This is a genomic window from Anaerostipes sp. 494a (assembly GCF_001940315.1).
In the GTDB taxonomy this organism is placed as follows: domain Bacteria; phylum Bacillota; class Clostridia; order Lachnospirales; family Lachnospiraceae; genus Anaerostipes; species Anaerostipes faecalis.
On sequence record NZ_MJIF01000001.1, the window covers coordinates 692263 to 710021 of the forward strand.

General features: G+C 36.9%; 17 protein-coding genes. 2 read left to right on the forward strand and 15 right to left on the reverse strand.

Features of this window, described 5'->3' with window-relative positions:
• Positions 1–29: 29 nt before the first annotated feature.
• Positions 30–1304 carry a lyase family protein gene (locus BHF70_RS03630; protein WP_075758988.1) on the forward strand — a complete coding sequence of 425 codons (1275 nt, stop codon included), beginning with the start codon at positions 30–32 and terminating at the stop codon, positions 1302–1304.
• Here the strand turns inward: BHF70_RS03630 and BHF70_RS03635 are convergent.
• Complete coding sequence (locus tag BHF70_RS03635; RefSeq protein WP_075758989.1) at positions 1299–2714, reverse strand: aspartate ammonia-lyase; 1416 nt, start codon at positions 2712–2714, stop codon at positions 1299–1301. The two genes, BHF70_RS03630 and BHF70_RS03635, sit on opposite strands and share 6 nt — an antisense overlap.
• Positions 2715–2969: 255 nt before the next feature.
• Between BHF70_RS03635 and BHF70_RS03640 the strand changes: the two genes are divergently transcribed.
• Complete coding sequence (locus tag BHF70_RS03640) at positions 2970–3425, forward strand: Lrp/AsnC family transcriptional regulator (RefSeq protein ID WP_075758990.1); 456 nt, start codon at positions 2970–2972, stop codon at positions 3423–3425.
• Between the two features lie 122 nt (positions 3426–3547).
• Here BHF70_RS03640 and ptsP read toward each other — a convergent pair whose 3' ends face one another.
• The 14 genes from ptsP to BHF70_RS03710 all read right to left on the reverse strand — a co-directional run bounded on the left by ptsP (position 3548) and on the right by BHF70_RS03710 (position 17588).
• The gene (gene ptsP, locus BHF70_RS03645) at positions 3548–5257 is read right to left on the reverse strand and encodes a phosphoenolpyruvate--protein phosphotransferase (RefSeq protein WP_075758991.1); all 1710 of its coding nucleotides are present in this window, start codon (positions 5255–5257) and stop codon (positions 3548–3550) included.
• A 32-nt stretch (positions 5258–5289) separates the two neighbouring features.
• Positions 5290–5553 (reverse strand): HPr family phosphocarrier protein, encoded by a 264-nt coding sequence (locus BHF70_RS03650; protein WP_006568975.1) that lies wholly within the window; start codon positions 5551–5553, stop codon positions 5290–5292.
• 171 nt (positions 5554–5724) lie between these two features.
• On the reverse strand, positions 5725–6240 hold the full coding sequence (locus tag BHF70_RS03655; RefSeq protein ID WP_075758992.1) for a CAT RNA binding domain-containing protein: 516 nt from the start codon (positions 6238–6240) through the stop codon (positions 5725–5727).
• 12 nt (positions 6241–6252) lie between these two features.
• A complete protein-coding gene (gene hflX, locus BHF70_RS03660; RefSeq protein ID WP_075758993.1) occupies positions 6253–7491 on the reverse strand; it encodes a GTPase HflX in 1239 nt (412 codons plus the stop codon).
• Positions 7492–8340: a MurR/RpiR family transcriptional regulator gene (locus BHF70_RS03665; RefSeq protein ID WP_075758994.1), complete on the reverse strand. Its 849-nt coding sequence runs from the start codon at positions 8338–8340 to the stop codon at positions 7492–7494.
• A gap of 16 nt (positions 8341–8356) precedes the next feature.
• Entirely contained in the window at positions 8357–9010 is a 654-nt protein-coding gene (locus BHF70_RS03670) for a tetratricopeptide repeat protein (RefSeq protein ID WP_075758995.1), read from the reverse strand.
• A 92-nt stretch (positions 9011–9102) separates the two neighbouring features.
• The gene (locus BHF70_RS03675; RefSeq protein WP_075758996.1) at positions 9103–10800 is read right to left on the reverse strand and encodes a S8 family peptidase; all 1698 of its coding nucleotides are present in this window, start codon (positions 10798–10800) and stop codon (positions 9103–9105) included.
• A 22-nt stretch (positions 10801–10822) separates the two neighbouring features.
• Positions 10823–11281, reverse strand: a complete 459-nt coding sequence (locus tag BHF70_RS03680; RefSeq protein WP_075758997.1) for a threonine/serine exporter family protein — start codon at positions 11279–11281, stop codon at positions 10823–10825.
• Positions 11282–11284: 3 nt separating this feature from the next.
• On the reverse strand, positions 11285–12040 hold the full coding sequence (locus tag BHF70_RS03685) for a threonine/serine ThrE exporter family protein (RefSeq protein ID WP_075758998.1): 756 nt from the start codon (positions 12038–12040) through the stop codon (positions 11285–11287).
• Positions 12041–12133: 93 nt separating this feature from the next.
• The gene (locus tag BHF70_RS03690) at positions 12134–13000 is read right to left on the reverse strand and encodes a DegV family protein (protein WP_075758999.1); all 867 of its coding nucleotides are present in this window, start codon (positions 12998–13000) and stop codon (positions 12134–12136) included.
• 91 nt (positions 13001–13091) lie between these two features.
• The gene (locus BHF70_RS03695) at positions 13092–14492 is read right to left on the reverse strand and encodes a carbon starvation CstA family protein (protein WP_075759000.1); all 1401 of its coding nucleotides are present in this window, start codon (positions 14490–14492) and stop codon (positions 13092–13094) included.
• A gap of 153 nt (positions 14493–14645) precedes the next feature.
• Positions 14646–15365 (reverse strand): LytR/AlgR family response regulator transcription factor, encoded by a 720-nt coding sequence (locus tag BHF70_RS03700; protein ID WP_075759001.1) that lies wholly within the window; start codon positions 15363–15365, stop codon positions 14646–14648.
• Positions 15366–15384: 19 nt separating this feature from the next.
• Positions 15385–17031, reverse strand: a complete 1647-nt coding sequence (locus tag BHF70_RS03705) for a LytS/YhcK type 5TM receptor domain-containing protein (protein WP_083638274.1) — start codon at positions 17029–17031, stop codon at positions 15385–15387.
• On the reverse strand, positions 17022–17588 hold the full coding sequence (locus BHF70_RS03710; RefSeq protein WP_075759002.1) for a nucleoside triphosphate pyrophosphatase: 567 nt from the start codon (positions 17586–17588) through the stop codon (positions 17022–17024). Before BHF70_RS03710 ends, BHF70_RS03705 begins: the two co-directional genes overlap by 10 nt.
• Positions 17589–17759: the final 171 nt, after the last annotated feature.

Genomic DNA, 17759 nt, shown 5'->3' on the forward strand with positions numbered 1-17759 from the left:
TATAATATCATCCAAAGGAGGTTACTTACATGAATGAAACACAAAAAGCCTATGAAAACTTTAAATTAAACGACCGTACAGTGCATCCTTCTTTGATTCAGGCTATCATAACAGTAAAATCCGCTGCAGTACATACTATGAAAGAACTCCAATTAATGGATAGCCAGAAAGCAGATTATATTCTCAGTGCCTGTCAGAATATTTTATCAAAGAATGATATGTCGCCATTTATCACTCACCCTCTGCAAGGTGGAGCCGGCACATCAACTCATATGAATGTTAATGAAGTTCTTGCAGAACATGCGATGGAGTTATCAGGTCATATAATAACAATTGATCCTCTAGATGATGTCAATCGTTTCCAGTCTACCAATGATATCTATCCAACTGCGTTACGAATTGCCTCCATCCAATGGATTCGTAAACTAAGCAAAGAAGTTTCAAAACTTCAGGAAAGTTTACAGCAGAAAGAAAATATGTTTGATTCCATAAAAAAAATGGGGAGAACTCAGCTACAAGATGCTCTTCCTATAACCTTAGGGAATGAATTCGGATGTTATGCCCAGGCTATTTCCAGAGACCGATGGCGCATATATAAAGTTGAAGAACGTCTCCGCCAGGTAAATTTAGGTGGAACCGCTGTAGGAACAGGCAGCAACGCCAACCGAAAATACACATTCAGAGTCATTGAGCATCTGAGAGACATAACAGGCATAGGTTTATCCAGAGCAGAATATCCTATGGATTTAACTCAAAATCAGGACGTTTTTGTAGAAGTATCCGGTTTGCTAAAGGGTCTTGCAGTGAATCTTATGAAGATCAGTAATGATCTTCGTCTTATGAATTCCTCTCCATATGGTGAAATCCATTTAAAACCGTTACAAAAAGGTTCCACCATCATGCCAGGAAAAGTAAATCCTGTTCTTCCTGAAATGATCAGTCAGGTGGCAATTCAGGTTATGGCAAATGACTCTGCCATTTCTATTGCTGCAGCAAATGGACAATTCGAATTAAATGCCTTTTTACCTCTAATTGCTGACAATTTGTTAACCAGCCTGGAACTTCTCACAAATGGCGTCTCACTTTTTCGTGAAAAATGTATTGTCCCTCTTACAGCCAGTGAAAAAGGATGCGAAAAACATCTTCATTCTGTTACGTCTGCCCTCACTCAGCTTGTACCTGTCATTGGTTACGATCTGGCAGAAAAAATCTCCATCGAATGTGATGGAGATCTGGAAAAAATGCATACATTATTAAAAAAGTACCTGACACCTAAACAACAAGAGAATCTTTTAAATTTATGAAACCGCTTTTATTCTATTATTTTCATATTTTGGTTCCGTCATATTTTCCGGCTTCAAAATCTGAATCAATTGGTTTTTTTCTATTAAACCACTTTCTAAAACCAGTTCTGAAACTGTTTTATTAGTTTTTAATGATTTCTTAGCAATTTCTGCTGCCTTTTTATAACCAATATACGGACAAAGGGCAGTAGAAATTCCTACACTTGCTTCAACATACTTTCTACACTGTTTCTTATTTGCTGTAATTCCCACAATACAATGTTCCACAAAAGTTTTTACTGCTTCTCCAAGAGTATCTACAGATTCAAATAAATGATAAAAAAGTACAGGCTCAAAAGCATTTAATTCCAGCTGTCCGGCTTCTGCTGCCATTGTAATTGTACAATCATGGCCAATTATCAGATATGCAACCTGAGATACCACTTCCGGTATGACCGGATTTACTTTTCCCGGCATAATAGATGAGCCATTCTGTCTTGCCGGAAGCTGAATTTCTGCAATTCCTGTCTTAGGTCCGGAAGACAATAGTCTTAGATCATTGGCTATTTTTGATAAATTTACTGCACATGTTTTTAATGCATTGGAGACAGTGACAAAACCATCCAAATTCTGGGTTGCATCAACGAGGTCCTCTGACTGTCTCAATGTCATTCCAGTTATGACATTTAACTGATAGATAATATTGGATAAGTAGTATGAATCAACATTAATCGCCGTTCCTATAGCTGTACCTCCCAGATTCACTGTTTTCATTTCTTCCATAGCTGATTCCAATCGATGGATATCTCTTTCCACAACAGTCGCATATGCATGAAAACTCTGTCCGAGTTTCATTGGTACAGCATCTTGAAGCTGTGTCCTGCCCATTTTTACAACATCATCAAACTCTGTCGCTTTTATCAATAATATATCTTTAAGTCTTCGCAGCCAGTCGATGGTCCCTGGCAAAATCTTCAGAATTGTTAACTTTCCCGCTGTTGGTATAACATCATTAGTTGACTGAGACATATTTACATGATCATTTGGATGCACAATGCTGTAGTCGCCCTTTTCTCCTCCCAGAAGTTCAATTGCTCTGTTGGCTATAACTTCATTCACATTCATATTTGCTGATGTTCCTGCACCTCCCTGAATTGCGTCAACAATAAACTGATCCCGAAACATTCCCTTTAAAATTTCATCACACGCGGTCACGATGGCTGTTTCAATTTCAACCGATAATTTTCCAGCTTTTCTGTTGGTAATTGCTGCTGCTTTTTTTATATTTACAATACAATCAATAAAAACCGGATGCATAGGCTGGTGAGTGATTTGAAAATTTTCTGCTGCCCGCATACTTTGTACACCATAATATGCTTCTTTAGGTACATTTAAAGTTCCAATTGAATCACTTTCCATTCTCGTTAACATCATCATATCCTCTTTTCTGTATACTGTGTTTATGTCTTCATTTCATGTAAACGAGCATATCATCGAAAAATTTTTCCGTAAATACTTTTTCCTCATGAATTATAATTTTAATTGAATTCATAACATTCACTTAATAATTTGAAACAAATTTTGTATACACTTAAAATAATTAAGGAAAGATATTTGAAATCAGCCAAAAACTGTATTATACTTTAAAAGACTTTATATTTTATTTACTTGCAAAGGAGACATCGTATGGACGCTATCGACAGAAAAATCATCAGCATTCTTCAAAAGGATGCACGAACCCCTATAAAAGCTATTGCCTCAGAAGTATTTCTAACTTCTCCTGCTGTTTCATCCAGAATTGAACGTCTGGAGAAAGATGGCATCTTGACAGGATATCAAGCCATTGTGAATCCTCTAAAACTAGGCTATCATATCAAAGCTTATGTAAACTTGGAAATCAGCCCTTCACAGAAACCAGAAGTTTATCCATATCTGGATGCACATCCAAACGTTTTAGAATGCGACTGTGTAACCGGCAACTATTCTGTATTAATAAAAGTAGCCTTTCCAAGTACCATGGAACTTGATCTGTTCATTGGCGAACTTCAGCATTTCGGTAAAACCAACACATTCATTGTATTTTCAACCATTGTAGAAAATCGGGGAGTATCTTCTAGAAAATATAAAAATAAATCTGAATAATTCAAGACTCGCTCAAAAAGTACTTGTTACATTTTAGTGTAACAAGATCTTTAGTAACAAAAAATATCTCCAGCCATATAATATGTCTGGAGATATTTTTCATTTTGTTTGAAGAATTAATATTAGCTTCTTGCTCTTTCCTCTAATAATGCCTTAACTTCGGCTTCTGTATCTAACTGCATTACTTCTTCAGCTAATGCTTTACATTCGTCCATTGTCCATAAAGACATAACTTTTCTTGTTGCAAGAATTGCTGTAGCACTTACAGAGAATTCATTTAATCCAAATGCCAGTAATACTGGAACTAATAATGGATCACTTGCTGCTTCTCCACACATACCTGCCATAATTCCTTCTTTGTTAGCAGCTCCAATAATGTTCTTAATAGAACGAAGAACTGCTGGATTATATGCAGAGTACAGATAAGCAACATCAGGATTACCTCTGTCAGCTGCCATTGTATAACCTGTCAAGTCATTAGTTCCGATACTGAAGAAATCTGCTTCTTTTGCAAGAATATCTGCAATTAAACTTGCAGCAGCAGTTTCCATCATAACTCCGACTTCAATGTCTTTGTCATATGCAATTCCTTCTGCATCCAAATCAGCTTTGATTTCTTCAATCAGAGCTTTTACAGCACGAAGCTCATCAACACATGTTACCAATGGTACCATGATACGAATCTTACCAAATGCACTTGCACGAAGCAGCGCTCTTAATTGTGGTTTATAGATATCCGGTCTCTTTAAGCAGAAACGTACTGCTCTGAATCCTAAGAAAGGATTCTCTTCAGTTGGGAGTCCAAGATATGGAAGAGCTTTGTCTCCACCAATATCTAATGTACGGATGATAACTGGTTTTCCTTCCAGAGTTGTTGCAACTTTTTTGTATGCTTCAAACTGAGATTCTTCAGATGGAACATCATTACTTTCCATAAATAAGAATTCTGTTCTAAACAGACCAACACCTTCTCCGTCGCGTTCTAAAACACCAGGTGCTTCTTCTGGTCCACCAATATTTGCAACCAGTTCCACAACATGTCCGTCTGCAGTCTGAGATTTCTGACCAACAAATTTAGCTAAAGCTGCTTTTTCTTCTAAATATTTTGCTTTCTTAGCCTTATATTCTTCTACAACAGAAGCTTCTGGTTTTACATATGCATCACCAGTAGCACCATCTAATACAACTTCGTCACCGTCTTTAACGATAGTTGTAATATTTTCAATACTAAGAACCGCTGGAATTTCCATAGATCTGCAGATAATAGCAGAGTGAGATGTTTTACCACCGATTTCTGTTAAAACACCTTCTACATTTTCAGGTTTAATTCCTGCTGTCATAGATGGAGTTAAATCTTCTGCTACCAGAATTGTTCCTGCTGGAACTGCACTGATATCAACTTCTTCAATACCAAGTAAGATCTTGATCAATCTTGTCTTGATATCTCCCAAGTCAGAAGCTCTCTGCTGTGTTAATTCATCTTCTGCCATTGCAAAAATCTGTGCAAAGAAATCACATGCTTCTTCTACTGCAGCTTCTGCATTGATTTTTTCGCCATCAATCTTGGCTTCAATCTGCTCTGCGATTGCTGGGTCCTGAATCATCAGAATGTGGCCTTCTAAAATCTCAGCTTCCTGTTCACCTGCTGTGACTTTCATTGTTTCAACTAATGCAGTTGTTTTTTCAATGAATACTTCAATAGCATCACTTAAACGTTTCTTTTCTGCTTCAGTATCTTCAATAGTAACTTTTTTGTAATCCAGTTCCTGTTCTTTGATTACAACGACTTTACCAATACCGATTCCTGCAGATGCGCCTATACCTTTATACATATTGCCACCTGTCCTTTATCAAATATTTGTTCTTATTCACCTAATCCAGATTCGATTAATTCTGTTGCATGTGCAAGAGCTGCTTCTTCATCAGGACCTTCACATACTAATTCGATTTCAGAACCACATTTGATACAAGCACCAATAATGTTCAGTAAGCTTTTTGCGTTGATTTTCTTATCTTCGAATACAATTGTTACATCAGATTCAAATTTAGTAACTGCTTTAGCAAGAACTCCTGCTGGTCTCATGTGTAATCCCTGTTCATTTTCGATGACAAATTTCTTTGATACCATAATTCTTCTCCTTCTCTACTTTAAAATATAATGTATCTTGTGTTTAGATTGTATACATGAAAAAGCACAAAAAAAGACCTATTAACAAATGTAAAACACTTATTAAATAGGTCTTGCCTGCCTTACCAGTCACAATCCAATCTCAATACATAAATAATACCAAATCTATGGTTATAAGTCAATAAAATTTCGTCCTTTCTGGTCTATTTCCAGAATTAATCTTTTCACATAAATAATTAGATACATTTTCTCATCTGCTGACAACTTACACTGATAATGTCCTTCAATATGCTCTACGATTTTCTGACTGCATACATAGGCTTCCGGATATTTTTTCTGATTTCTTTCATAAAATTCTACATCATCTTCTTCATCCTCTTCGACCACATAATTTTGTGACCGAATCCCTGATTCCAGATACTCAAGATGAGTTGCAAATCTCTGATAAGAAGGGTTTTCCGGGTTTAACGGAATCTCATAAAATTCCTGAATAATCGCCATTACCTCCTGTACAAATGGGGAATTTGCTCTCTGATCAAGAGTAAATATTTTTTCAATCTTATTTTTATCCAGCTCATCTCCTGCTTTTTTTCGGAATCCTATTCCCTTTCCCATCAGGATTACTTCTCTATTATTTGTATCAAAAGTGCTGACCACATTATTATTAATCACCTTTTGAATTATCATTTACTCATCCTCCTAAATAACACCAAGAATCTCTTTTGGAATATAGGCTTCAATATAAATTCCATCATCCCTGTATTCTTCTTTTATCAACTGTCCATGATTTCGAATAATCTGTATTTTCCCTGCTTCGTTATATTCATAAAGTTTTTCCAGATACAATTTCTGCTTTTGCAGCATCTGTTCAATAACATCCAAAAGAATATCTGTACCTTCCCCTGTTTTTCCAGAAATTTTTACAACGGCTTCCGCCATCGGATCTTTGAGGATCTCATCCTCTTCTACCAAATCCATCTTGTTAAACGCCGTAATTACAGTTGAATCTTTTGCTCCCAGCTGCTCCAATGTTTCATATACTGCTTCCATCTGTTTGTCCTTCTGCGGATTGGAAGCATCTACAACATGTACGATCAGATCACTGTATTTTGCTTCCTCCAACGTACTTTTAAAGGCGTCTACCAGATGATGTGGAAGCTTTCTGATAAAACCAACAGTATCCGTCATTAAAATTGTCTGTCCACTATCCAGTAAAACATTTTTTGTTGTAGGATCCAAAGTGGCAAATAGCTGATTTTCTTCCAGGACACCTGCATCTGTATAATAATTGAGCAATGTGGATTTTCCAGCATTGGTATATCCAACAATACACACAACCGGCATATGATTTCTCTGTCTTTGTTTCCTTTGGACCTCGCGATGTTTTACAACAGCCCTTAATTCAGCTTTTAAATGAGAAATCCTGGTCCGAATCAGACGACGATCCATTTCCAGTTTCTTTTCTCCCGGACCTCTGGTTCCAATTCCGCCACCTAATCTTGACAACGCTGTTCCCTGCCCTGTAAGCTTGGAAGCTCTATATTTTAGCTGAGCCAGCTCTACCTGAATCTTCCCTTCTCTGGTAAATGCTCTTTTAGCAAAAATATCAAGTATTACCAAGGTACGATCCATGACTTTTGTATCCAAAAATCTTTCCAGATTACTAATCTGTGCCGGTGAAAGCTCATCATCACATACAATTCCTGTAGCATCTGTTCCAAACAGTAATGCCTGAACCTCATCCACTTTCCCTTTTCCAATATACGTCCCGGGATGAGGAGTTTCTCTTATTTGAATTACTCTAGCTGCAACTTCTGCCCCTGCCGTCTTTACCAATTCCGCCAGTTCATCCAGCGATTCTTCCGTATCGTGAACATCTTCAGTTGCAACCGCTACTAATATAACTTTTTCTTTAAACTCTTTTATAATTTCTTCCATCTATAATTTATCCTCTGCCACTGACTCTTCATGTAGTGCTACATTCTTAAAAGAATCACATTTTGTTGAAAACAAAAATAAAAACAAGCTATCTATAACTGCCATGGCTGCCATTCTGGTAAAGCTTACCTGATCATAAAAAATATGTTCTCTTGTTGCTGTGAGAATCGTATAATCGCATTCTTCTGCCAAAGGGGATTTTCCCTGGTTGGTTATACCAATAGTCTTTACGTTATTTTCCTTAGCAATATTTACAATTTTCATCAGTCTTCTGGATGCTCCAGATGCCGAAAGAGCAAACAAAACATCTCCTTCCTGCAAGGTCCTTGCAAAAGCCTCCTGAGTTTCCCATATAGTCGAAGTTACAGCTTTAAGACCAAGCTGATTGAATTTATAAGTCCCATCCAGTGCAATAGGAACAGTATTTCCCATCGCAGCAAATTCTATCATATTTGCATGTAAAATAATGTCTATAATTTCTCTTAATTCCTGCGGATCAAAATTATGAAACGTAGCATTAAGTTCTTCTATCTTACTCCCCAGAATATTCTGTATGGATTGTTCCATATCATTTAAATTGATTTCATTGGAGATTACCTGATCTTCCTGCTGTCTTTGTTCCCCCGCCATTTTTATTTTTAGCTGATGAAATCCCTTACATCCGATTTTCTTACAAAAACGTACGATCGTAGCCTGACTGGCCTCACAGCATGCTGCCAGTTCAGACACCGACATTTCTATTGCTTCTGATGGATGATTGATCAGATAATCTGCGACCTTCTTTTCTGCATCATATAAACTATCATATGTAGAAAAGATTTGATCTCTAACAGATATTTTTGTTTGCATATTTCCCTCCATAGGTTTATCTTGTTTCAAGAAAAGTCAGCTCTTTTTTTCCTCTAGTATCTTTAGGATATTTCTTTACATATTCTTTTGCATATTTATATGCTGTATCATACTGAAACATAGATTCATATGCACTGATTCGTGTAAACATAACTTCGTCTTCATTTTTAAGATTAACCTGTTTCAATGCCGTCTCAAGAACATTTAATCCTTCTTTATATTTCTTCTGCTTTGCATAAATTGCATACTTAGTACAGTAAATATCTCCTGCGTCAGGTATCTCTTTGATACCTTCATCACAAATCTGTTTTGCCTTCTCTTCCTGACCTTTTCCTACATAACAAAATGCTTTAAAAGAATAGGCACGGCTTTCCCCTTTTTTTATCAATTTATCATAAACTTTAACCGCATCATCATATCGTTCCAGCTGATACAATGCTTCTCCCTTATAAAATAAAACATTGGTTTTTTGTTTTGTCCATAATAATGTAAATTTTTCTGAGGCCTGATAAAATTTTTCATAGGCTTTTTGGTATTCTTTTTTGTTTAAATGCTCAATTCCCTGATTTGCCGTTATTTTCTGTGAAATATATCCATACCCACAGAAACCTGTTAAAATCAAAAGAAAAATTATCCCTGCAATTATTAATCCTTTTATTTTACTATTCATAATTACTCTCCCGCTTTTTGTATATCTTATAACATTTGTAGATAAGTATAGCACAAAAAAAGAACTTTTTTAATTGCATTTTTCAAATGCAATTAGATTGGAAGACTCTTCTCCACACAAAGTGCCCCATAACCCACCTGTGAATTGGGATATACCGAAAAACCTCTCATTGCTCTTGCTCCTCTATGAAAATATGCTTTTACCTTTTCTCCATACAAATATAAATCATTTTCTTTCACAATCCCCCATTCCATCAAAAGAGCTGCAGAGCCTGTTACAAATGGTGTCGCCATGGAAGTTCCGGACATTAATGTATCTCCACCTCCAGGAGATGCTCCTAGGATTCCAACCCCAGGTGCCACAAGATCAGGTTTTTCTACACATAGTTCCTCATCACCTCTTCCAGAAAAGACTGCATAGGAGTCATACTGTACATTATAGGCCCCCACCGCAATGATTTTATCTGCTGTTGATGGAATCGTTAACGTCATAGTCGTACTTGGTTCCAAAAATCTTGTTGCTGCATTAGTCCCGCTGGAAACAGGAAGCCAGAAATAATATCTTCCATTGACCAGTCTTTCCGGTGACAAAAGAATTTTCCATTGCCCGCTTTCCATTGCCTTTGTTTTTGGCACAAAAGCAAAAAAAATTTCCTGCCATTGGTTATAAGGCGTTGGTGTCCCGTAAAAAACATATACCAGTGTACTTCCAAAGTCATAACTCATTTTCCCGTTCTGTCTCTGTATCTGATGAACAGTTCCCGATGGCGACATAAGAACTATCGAAAAATCATCCACAAAATGTTTCCATAACTGCAGATTCATATTTTGTTCATATGGAGCAATATTAAATATAATTTCTTCAGAACCTTTACTTAATTTTCCTCTTTTATGTCTTCCGGTATCTCCTTCATTTCCAGTCCCAATACAAATAGTATTCTTCCATTTTCCTGAAATCTGCGTTATAAATGTTTCTAACAGTGATCCTCCTCTATGGTCTCCATAATTATTTCCATAACTGATATTTACTGCAACAGGTACCCCTCTCTTCTGAGCATAATCTATAACAAATTCCAATGCCATCATCAGCTGAGATGTCCTCGGAAATCCACGTTCATTTAAATTTCCAAGTTTTACAACAAGAAGCTCTGATGAAGAAGCAACGCCCTGATTCCCTGCACAAATAGATGCCACATGAGTACCGTGTCCTCCTGGATCATTTCCGGGTATCACTTTCCACTGTTCTGTTCCACGAAGAATTCGGTTAATCTGTTCTTTTTCAACTATTGTTCCTGACGAAAAAGGCTCCGGAGGATTACCTGGAATTGTCTGGTCCCACAAAGCAGCAATCCTTGTATTCCCCTCAGAGTCTATAAAATCCGGATGAAATATATCAATTCCTGTATCAATTACCGCCACATATACCCCTCTTCCTGTCAGAGATAATGGTGCTCTTTTCACAGGCAAAAGACAAGAAGCTGCAATTCCTCTTTCCTGTGAAAGCAGCAATGCTTTTGGCTTTTCCACATATACAATCTGAGGAAGTGAAGCAAAAGCCTGTAATTGCTCTTCCGGCACAAAACCAATAGCATATCCGTTGCTTAACGGTTCTATTTTTATTCCCTGTCCCCTCTTTATATCCTGGAGATTTCCTGTATACTGAAAAATTACTTCCCATACATTATCCTGCATATTATAACCAACATCCAGATCCATTGTTTTTTCCCGTTCCTCAGGGCTCAGGTCCAAAGCCAGATTAAACTGATTTTCCAGTTTTTCATCTTCATCCATATTTCATTTTCTTTCTTTTTCTTTACTCTATGATTTTATTTTTATAAAAATGAATCATTTCTATGAAAAGTCTGCAAAGAGATGATGCCATCATAATACCACAGGCAATAGCTGCAGCTGCAACAATTGTTTTTTGTGAATAAATATAAAACATCACTCCATTTTTTGCAATGGCATATTGCATTGCATAATACAGATATCCTCCTGGAACCAACGGAATGATCGCACTGATCAAATGTACGGTTGCTGGTGTTTTTAAAAATCTTGCCATCAATTCTGCATACAATATAGCTACTACAGCTGCTGCCATATTCATCAGGAAAAAACTATTTGTTATCTGCTCCATGATCAGATAACAAATCCAGCATACCATCCCGCCTAATCCACAGGTCCATACCTTTTTTCCTCTAAGATTATAGAGCATGGCAAATCCAACACTTCCTGCAAAGCTTGCAATAATCTGCAATATTACTTTTTCCATCTGCTACATCCCTCCCAATATCAACAAAGCTGTAAAAGAACCACCGGCAAGAAAAATCGTTAACATGATAGATTCACATACACGCAAGATTCCGGACATGATATCTCCTCCTATCATATCTCGAAGAGCATTGACAAATCCAACTCCCGGAACCAGGAACATAATATTCCCAATGATAACTTTTCCAAAATCACTGGCAACCCCTGTCTGTGCGATGGTCCATGCTAATAAAGCTACAAAAAATGAGGACATAAATCTTAAAAACATATAATTTATCGTAAATTTATTCATATACTGCTCAAAAGATTTTATGAAAGCTCCTGTAAAAGCTGCAACCAATCCTTCCTGTATACCTCCGCCGAAGAAAAGCGCAAAAAAACCTGCGATCATTGCCGAGGCAATCAATTCTCTTTTAAAACCAATTGTTTCTCCATTTTTTATCTCTATCAGCCGTCTTTCAATTTCTTCGATTTCTGGAAGTTCCTGACACATATATCGTGATAAAGAATTTAGCTGATCCAGTTTTGTAAAATCTGTATGATAATTACGGATTCTTTTTGTCTGTGTTATGACAGTTCCATTTTCATCTTTAATGGAAGTTACGATACTGGAAGTAATGGAAAATACGTTGGTCTCACAGGCTCCATATGCCTTACAGATCCGCTCAATGGTATCTTCTACTCTGGACACTCCAGCACCCGCTATTAACATTTCTTTTCCAATTTCCATGGAAAAATTCAATATTTTATTTAAATTCATCTTTCTTCACCTTTGACCAAATTGATATCCGGAGCTATCTTAACACAAAAAAAATCCTTATACTATAATGCATAAGGATTTTTAACTTATTTTTTATTTAATCTTATGTGTCCATGCAACAGCCAGTGCTCCATATCCAATATGGCATGCAACACTTAATGACAATGGATCCATATGGAATTCCATTCCTGGGAATTCCTCCTGAAGTTCCTTTGCCCATTCCATGGCAATCTCTTTATTACCGGTATAAGCAGCCTCTAAATAGGCATGCTCTGCAAAATTGCCATCTGGAAATCGTTTCTCAAGTTCTTTTCGTATTGCAGCAATCATTTTTTTCTTGGCCATTTTAACTCCACGGGTCTTAGCAAAAGCATCCAGTTTCTCTCCATGGATCTGCAGAACCGGTTTAATACTTAAAACAGTTCCTATGGCTGCTGCCCCAGGTGTAATTCTTCCACCTTTTTTCAAATACTTTAAGGTATCAACCACAATATATATTCCCGTGTCAAACTTTTCTTTTTCGAGAATATCTTTTATCTCTTCGGCAGATTTTCCTGTCTCTGCCAGTTTCACAGCATCCAGTACTGACTGCCTCTGTGTAACGGAAATTCTCTGATTATTTACTACCTGAACCCGTCCATCATAATCCTCTGCCAGCATCATTGCTGTTTCACAGGAACTACTTAACCCACTGGACATTGGAATATGCACAATCTTATCATAATCATTCAACAACTTTTCCCATAAGTCAATAACATCTCCAGGTGCTGGCTGTGAAGTTTTAATATCCCTATCTTCCGCAAGCTTTTTATAAAACTCTTCCTGCGTAAGTGTTATATCTTCATAAAATAATTCTTCATCAATATAAAACGGCATTGGAAGCACAGATATTCCCAGTTCTTTCCCTTGCTGCTGTGTGATTCCGCTGTTGCTATCTGTTACAATTGCTATTTTATCCATTTTTGTATCCCTTTCTTTTTAATAGGAATTTTCTCCTATTTTGTATCATATCAAAAATTCAGGGATGCCGTCAAAGGTTTTCCATAGCTTTTTATAATTTCTTTCTATTTTTTTTGTATAAAAAAATTCCAAAACATATAACTGCAAAAATAATTCCAACAGGATATCCGATCTTCGAAGATAAATGGAATCCCTCAGGAGCAATCATAATATATGTAGCTGTTACTGCTGACATAAAGGTTGCCGGAATAACCGTCATGATCCACATCTTTCCGTTCTTAACCAAATACATGGAAGCTGCCCACAACGCAATCATTGCCAGCGTCTGGTTGCTCCATGAAAAATATCTCCAGACAATCTGAAAATCAATCTGTGATAACAATGCACCAACTGCCAAAATAGGAACACTTAATGCTAATCTAGGTTTTGTAGCTTTCTGATCAATCTTAAACCAATCAGATAATGTTAATCTTGCACTTCTAAACGCAGTATCTCCAGAAGAAATCGGACAGGCAATAACACCGATCATTGCCAGTACGGCACCAACAGGCCCTAATAATGTATGACATATTTCATATACAACTCCATTTTGTGTTAATTTTGCAAGAGCTACAGACAAACCTCCTGTTCCGTTATAAAAACTTACACCTGCTGCTGCCCAGATCAATGCAATGACACCTTCAGAAACCATTGCACCGTAAAATATCTTTCTTCCATCTTTTTCGCTGGTATAACATCTTGCAATCATTGGTGATTGTGTTGCATGAAATCCTGAAATTGCACCACAGGCTACTGTTATGAACATAAAAGGCCATATAGACTGATGTGCCGGATGAAGATTTGCAAGCGTCATTTCCGGTAAATGATATCCTTTTACAATTAACCCTCCAGCAACGCCTATTGCCATAATAATCAGGCAGATACCAAAAATCGGATAAAGTTTTCCGATTACTTTATCAATCGGAAGTAATGTCGCCAGAAAATAATATATAAGTACCACTACGAGCCAAAATTTTGCATCAAATGTTTTTGGTGTAAGCATTGCCAGAAGATTTGCAGGTCCCGTAGCAAAGACTGTTCCTACTAAAACAAGAAGGATAACAGAAAAAACTCTCATGACATTTTTCATTCCACCGCCAAGATAAATTCCAACAATTTCTGAAACACTGGCTCCATCATGTCTGGTAGAAATCATTCCAGTCATATAATCATGCACACCACCAGCAAAAATTGTTCCTAAAACAATCCAGAAATATACGATAGGTCCCCATTCAGCTCCAAGAAGTGCGCCAAAAATCGGCCCAAGTCCGGCAATATTTAACAGCTGAATCAGAAAGCAACGCCATGTTTTCATTGGAACAAAATCAATTCCATCCTGTATTCTCAAAGATGGAGTCTGCCGATCATCTGGTCCAAAGTTCTTTTCTACTATCTTTCCATAGATAAGATAGCCTACAATCAGTAACAGTAATGCAATGAAAAAAGTAATCATAATATTTCACCTCTTCTTTCAAAACTTCCTTTTACGGTTCCTTTTTTCTGTTATTAATTGTACGGCTTTTTGTGCAATTTATATATATTATTTGTTTTATCTGTATATATAGAGGTATAAACTGTCAATTTTTGTGCACGAAATGTAAAAAAATCAAGCAGAAAATAATTGTTTCAACTCATGGATTTTATTTCTGCTGACCGGGATTTCCAAATCACCCATTCCTTCCATTTTTACGCTAACTGCATTATGAAAAGATGTTACAATTTCTGTTACATAATTTAAATTAATTAAAATTCCTTTATGGCATCGAAAAAAACCTCTTGGACTTAACTTTTGTTCAAACCATCCTATAGATTGAGATACCTTGTACTGCTCTCTTTTTGTATGTATCAGACAATTTCTCTGTTCCGTTTCAATGTAAATAATTTTCCGAATATCAATTATAATGTTTTTCTTATCAGCCATTACAGCAATCCTGTGATTTCCCTCCCCTTGAAAATTTGTTTCTCTTTTAATATTTTGTTCTGCACGTTCTAGTGCACGTTTAACTCTTGACGGATCAAAAGGTTTCAAAATATAATCTGTTACATCTATATCAAAAGCCTCAACAGCATAATCTTCGTAAGCTGTTGCCATGATAATCTGCACCTCAGAGTCAATTTTTTTCAATGTCCTGGCTATAACAGTTCCTTCAATATCATTCATCTGAACATCCACAAAAACAACATCATATTTTTTCTGAACAGCCATTTGTAAAGCTTCACCGCCACTGGATGCTTCTTCGATTACTGCCTCCTGCAGGATTTTTTCTATTTCATAATTCAATTCACTTCTTGCCGGTTCTTCATCATCAACAATCAATATTCTCATGAATACTCCCTCCTTCATTTCAATCATTTAATATTTTAATACTGATTTTTGTTCCTGTCTCATGAGAAATTATCTGAAATATACACTGATTTCCATATATGCTCAATAAACGATGGTATACGTTCTGCATACCTACATGTCTGCTGTCAATGTCACCTTTGTAAAGCTTTTGTATGACTTCTTTCTCAATTCCCGGTCCATTATCGCAAACAGCAATTTCCACCCCTTGTTTCTTTCGTTTTATTGTAATCCATATTTTCCCAGTCCCCTCCCTGCTTTTTCTTGCTCCATGCTTCACAGCATTTTCTACAATAGGCTGCAGTGAAAATGAAGGAATCATTACCTCCAGATTCTCCTGAATATCTTCATTAATTTCCAGTGAATCTCCAAATCTTGCTTTTTCCAGTTTCAAATAAGCATGGACATGATCCATTTCTTCTTCAATAGTTACCATGGCATTCGGGTGATTCAATGACTTCCGGAAACATTCTGCCAGAGCAATCAGTAATTCTCTTGCCTTATCTGGATCCCTTCTGCAAAATGAACTGATTGTATTAATTGAATTAAATAAAAAATGCGGATTAATCTGACTCTGCAGTGCTCCATACTCAGCTTGTTTTCTTAATTTCTGCTCATATTCCAGTTGGGATAATTCAAGCTGCGTAGAAAAAATACTGGAAAGACCCATCGCGAATTCTTTCATTTGCTCTATATTCCATCGTATTTTCTCACTACATAAAATCAAAGTACCAACTATCTGATTTTCCTTTTGGATTGGTGTACTAAACCAGAAATACTTTTGATTTTCTTTATTGTTTTGAGGCAGAAAAACTTTTGCCAGCCCTGACTTTTGAATTTTCAAATAATCATCATTCAGCTTTACTGCAATACCGGATGCTGTGAGGATCCTGGACGTATCGGCAATCGCAACACCTGATACTGATGAATTACATATAACGATTTCTGACACTTTTTCCAATGCCTTTTTATCATATAAGCCTTTTCTCAGATAAGGCAGACATAACTGTGCAATGTGAAATACATCCTTCACACTTCTGGCATTTACCTGATCCTGTTCATTGCAGCCTGACTCCATCATTGTTATAAATAAAACAACACCTGTAGAATTAACAAGCACCATTGGTACAAAAATCGTTTTCACCAGATAAAGTGCATCTGCGAAAGGCTTTGTAAACAGCAGAATAATAACCATCTGAAGTATTTCTTCAAATACGGTAATAAAAAATATTTCGCAGTGATAAAATCTTATACGTCTCAAATGATGATAAAACAGACCTCCTGTCATTCCTCCTATAATGGTGGATACCATACAGGCAACAGACGTAAATCCGCCAACATCTATAAGGTATCTGTGGATTCCGGCAATCAGACCAGCCACAGTTCCGGTAACCGGTCCTCCGATCAGACCGGCTGACATCACTCCGATCACACGTGTATTTGCAATAGCTCCGTGTATATTGACACCCATATATGTAGATACTATTCCAATTCCTCCAAGTAAGACTGCCACTTCCATTTTTTCTTTTAAACCAGTTTCCCAGGAAATCATCATATGTCGAATAATTGAAGTCTTAGCAAGAAAAAAACCCAAGATTATAATAATACTCACATTCCACAAAACATTTTTAAATAACTCTATCTGCACCCCATCACCTTCTTCATTTCCTGAAGAAATCGGCCAATCGGAAAACCTACTACATTATAATAATCTCCTTCTATACTTTTAATAAACGGTGCTGCTTTCCCCTGAATTCCATAAGCTCCTGCTTTATCCATCGGCTCTCCTGTCTGAATATATGTCTGAATTTCATTCTGGTTCAAAGGATAAAACTGAACTTTTGTTTCTTCATAAAAGTTCCATTCCTTTTCCTTGTAAATAACCGATACTCCTGTATACACCTGATGTGTATTTCCACTAAGCATGGAAAGCATCCTTGCTGCATCCTCTTTATCTTCTGGCTTTCCAAGAATCTTCCCATCATAGGCAACAACTGTATCGGCTCCTACAATGATTTGCTTTCCCCCCGTTTGTTTCCATACATCCCATGCTTTTTGTGATGCCAGTTCCATGACAACTTCCCATGTTTTTTCTTTAGTAATCACCTCTTCCACCTGACTGGGCACAATATCAAACGATAACCCTGCCAGCTCAAATAATTCTTTTCTCCGTGGTGATGCCGATGCCAGTACTATTTTCTCCATAAATTTTTCCCTTCTGCATATATTAACAAATTTCTATTTTAGAACAAAGCGGACAAGTCCGCTATCAACTCCCTGTATCCCTCAATCATGAGGGACTTGCTCCGCTTTGCGTGCCGATGCGCAGCAGCTTTAACTGCTTTCCTTTGCACATCCGCGCGGAGCGTTTTTTAT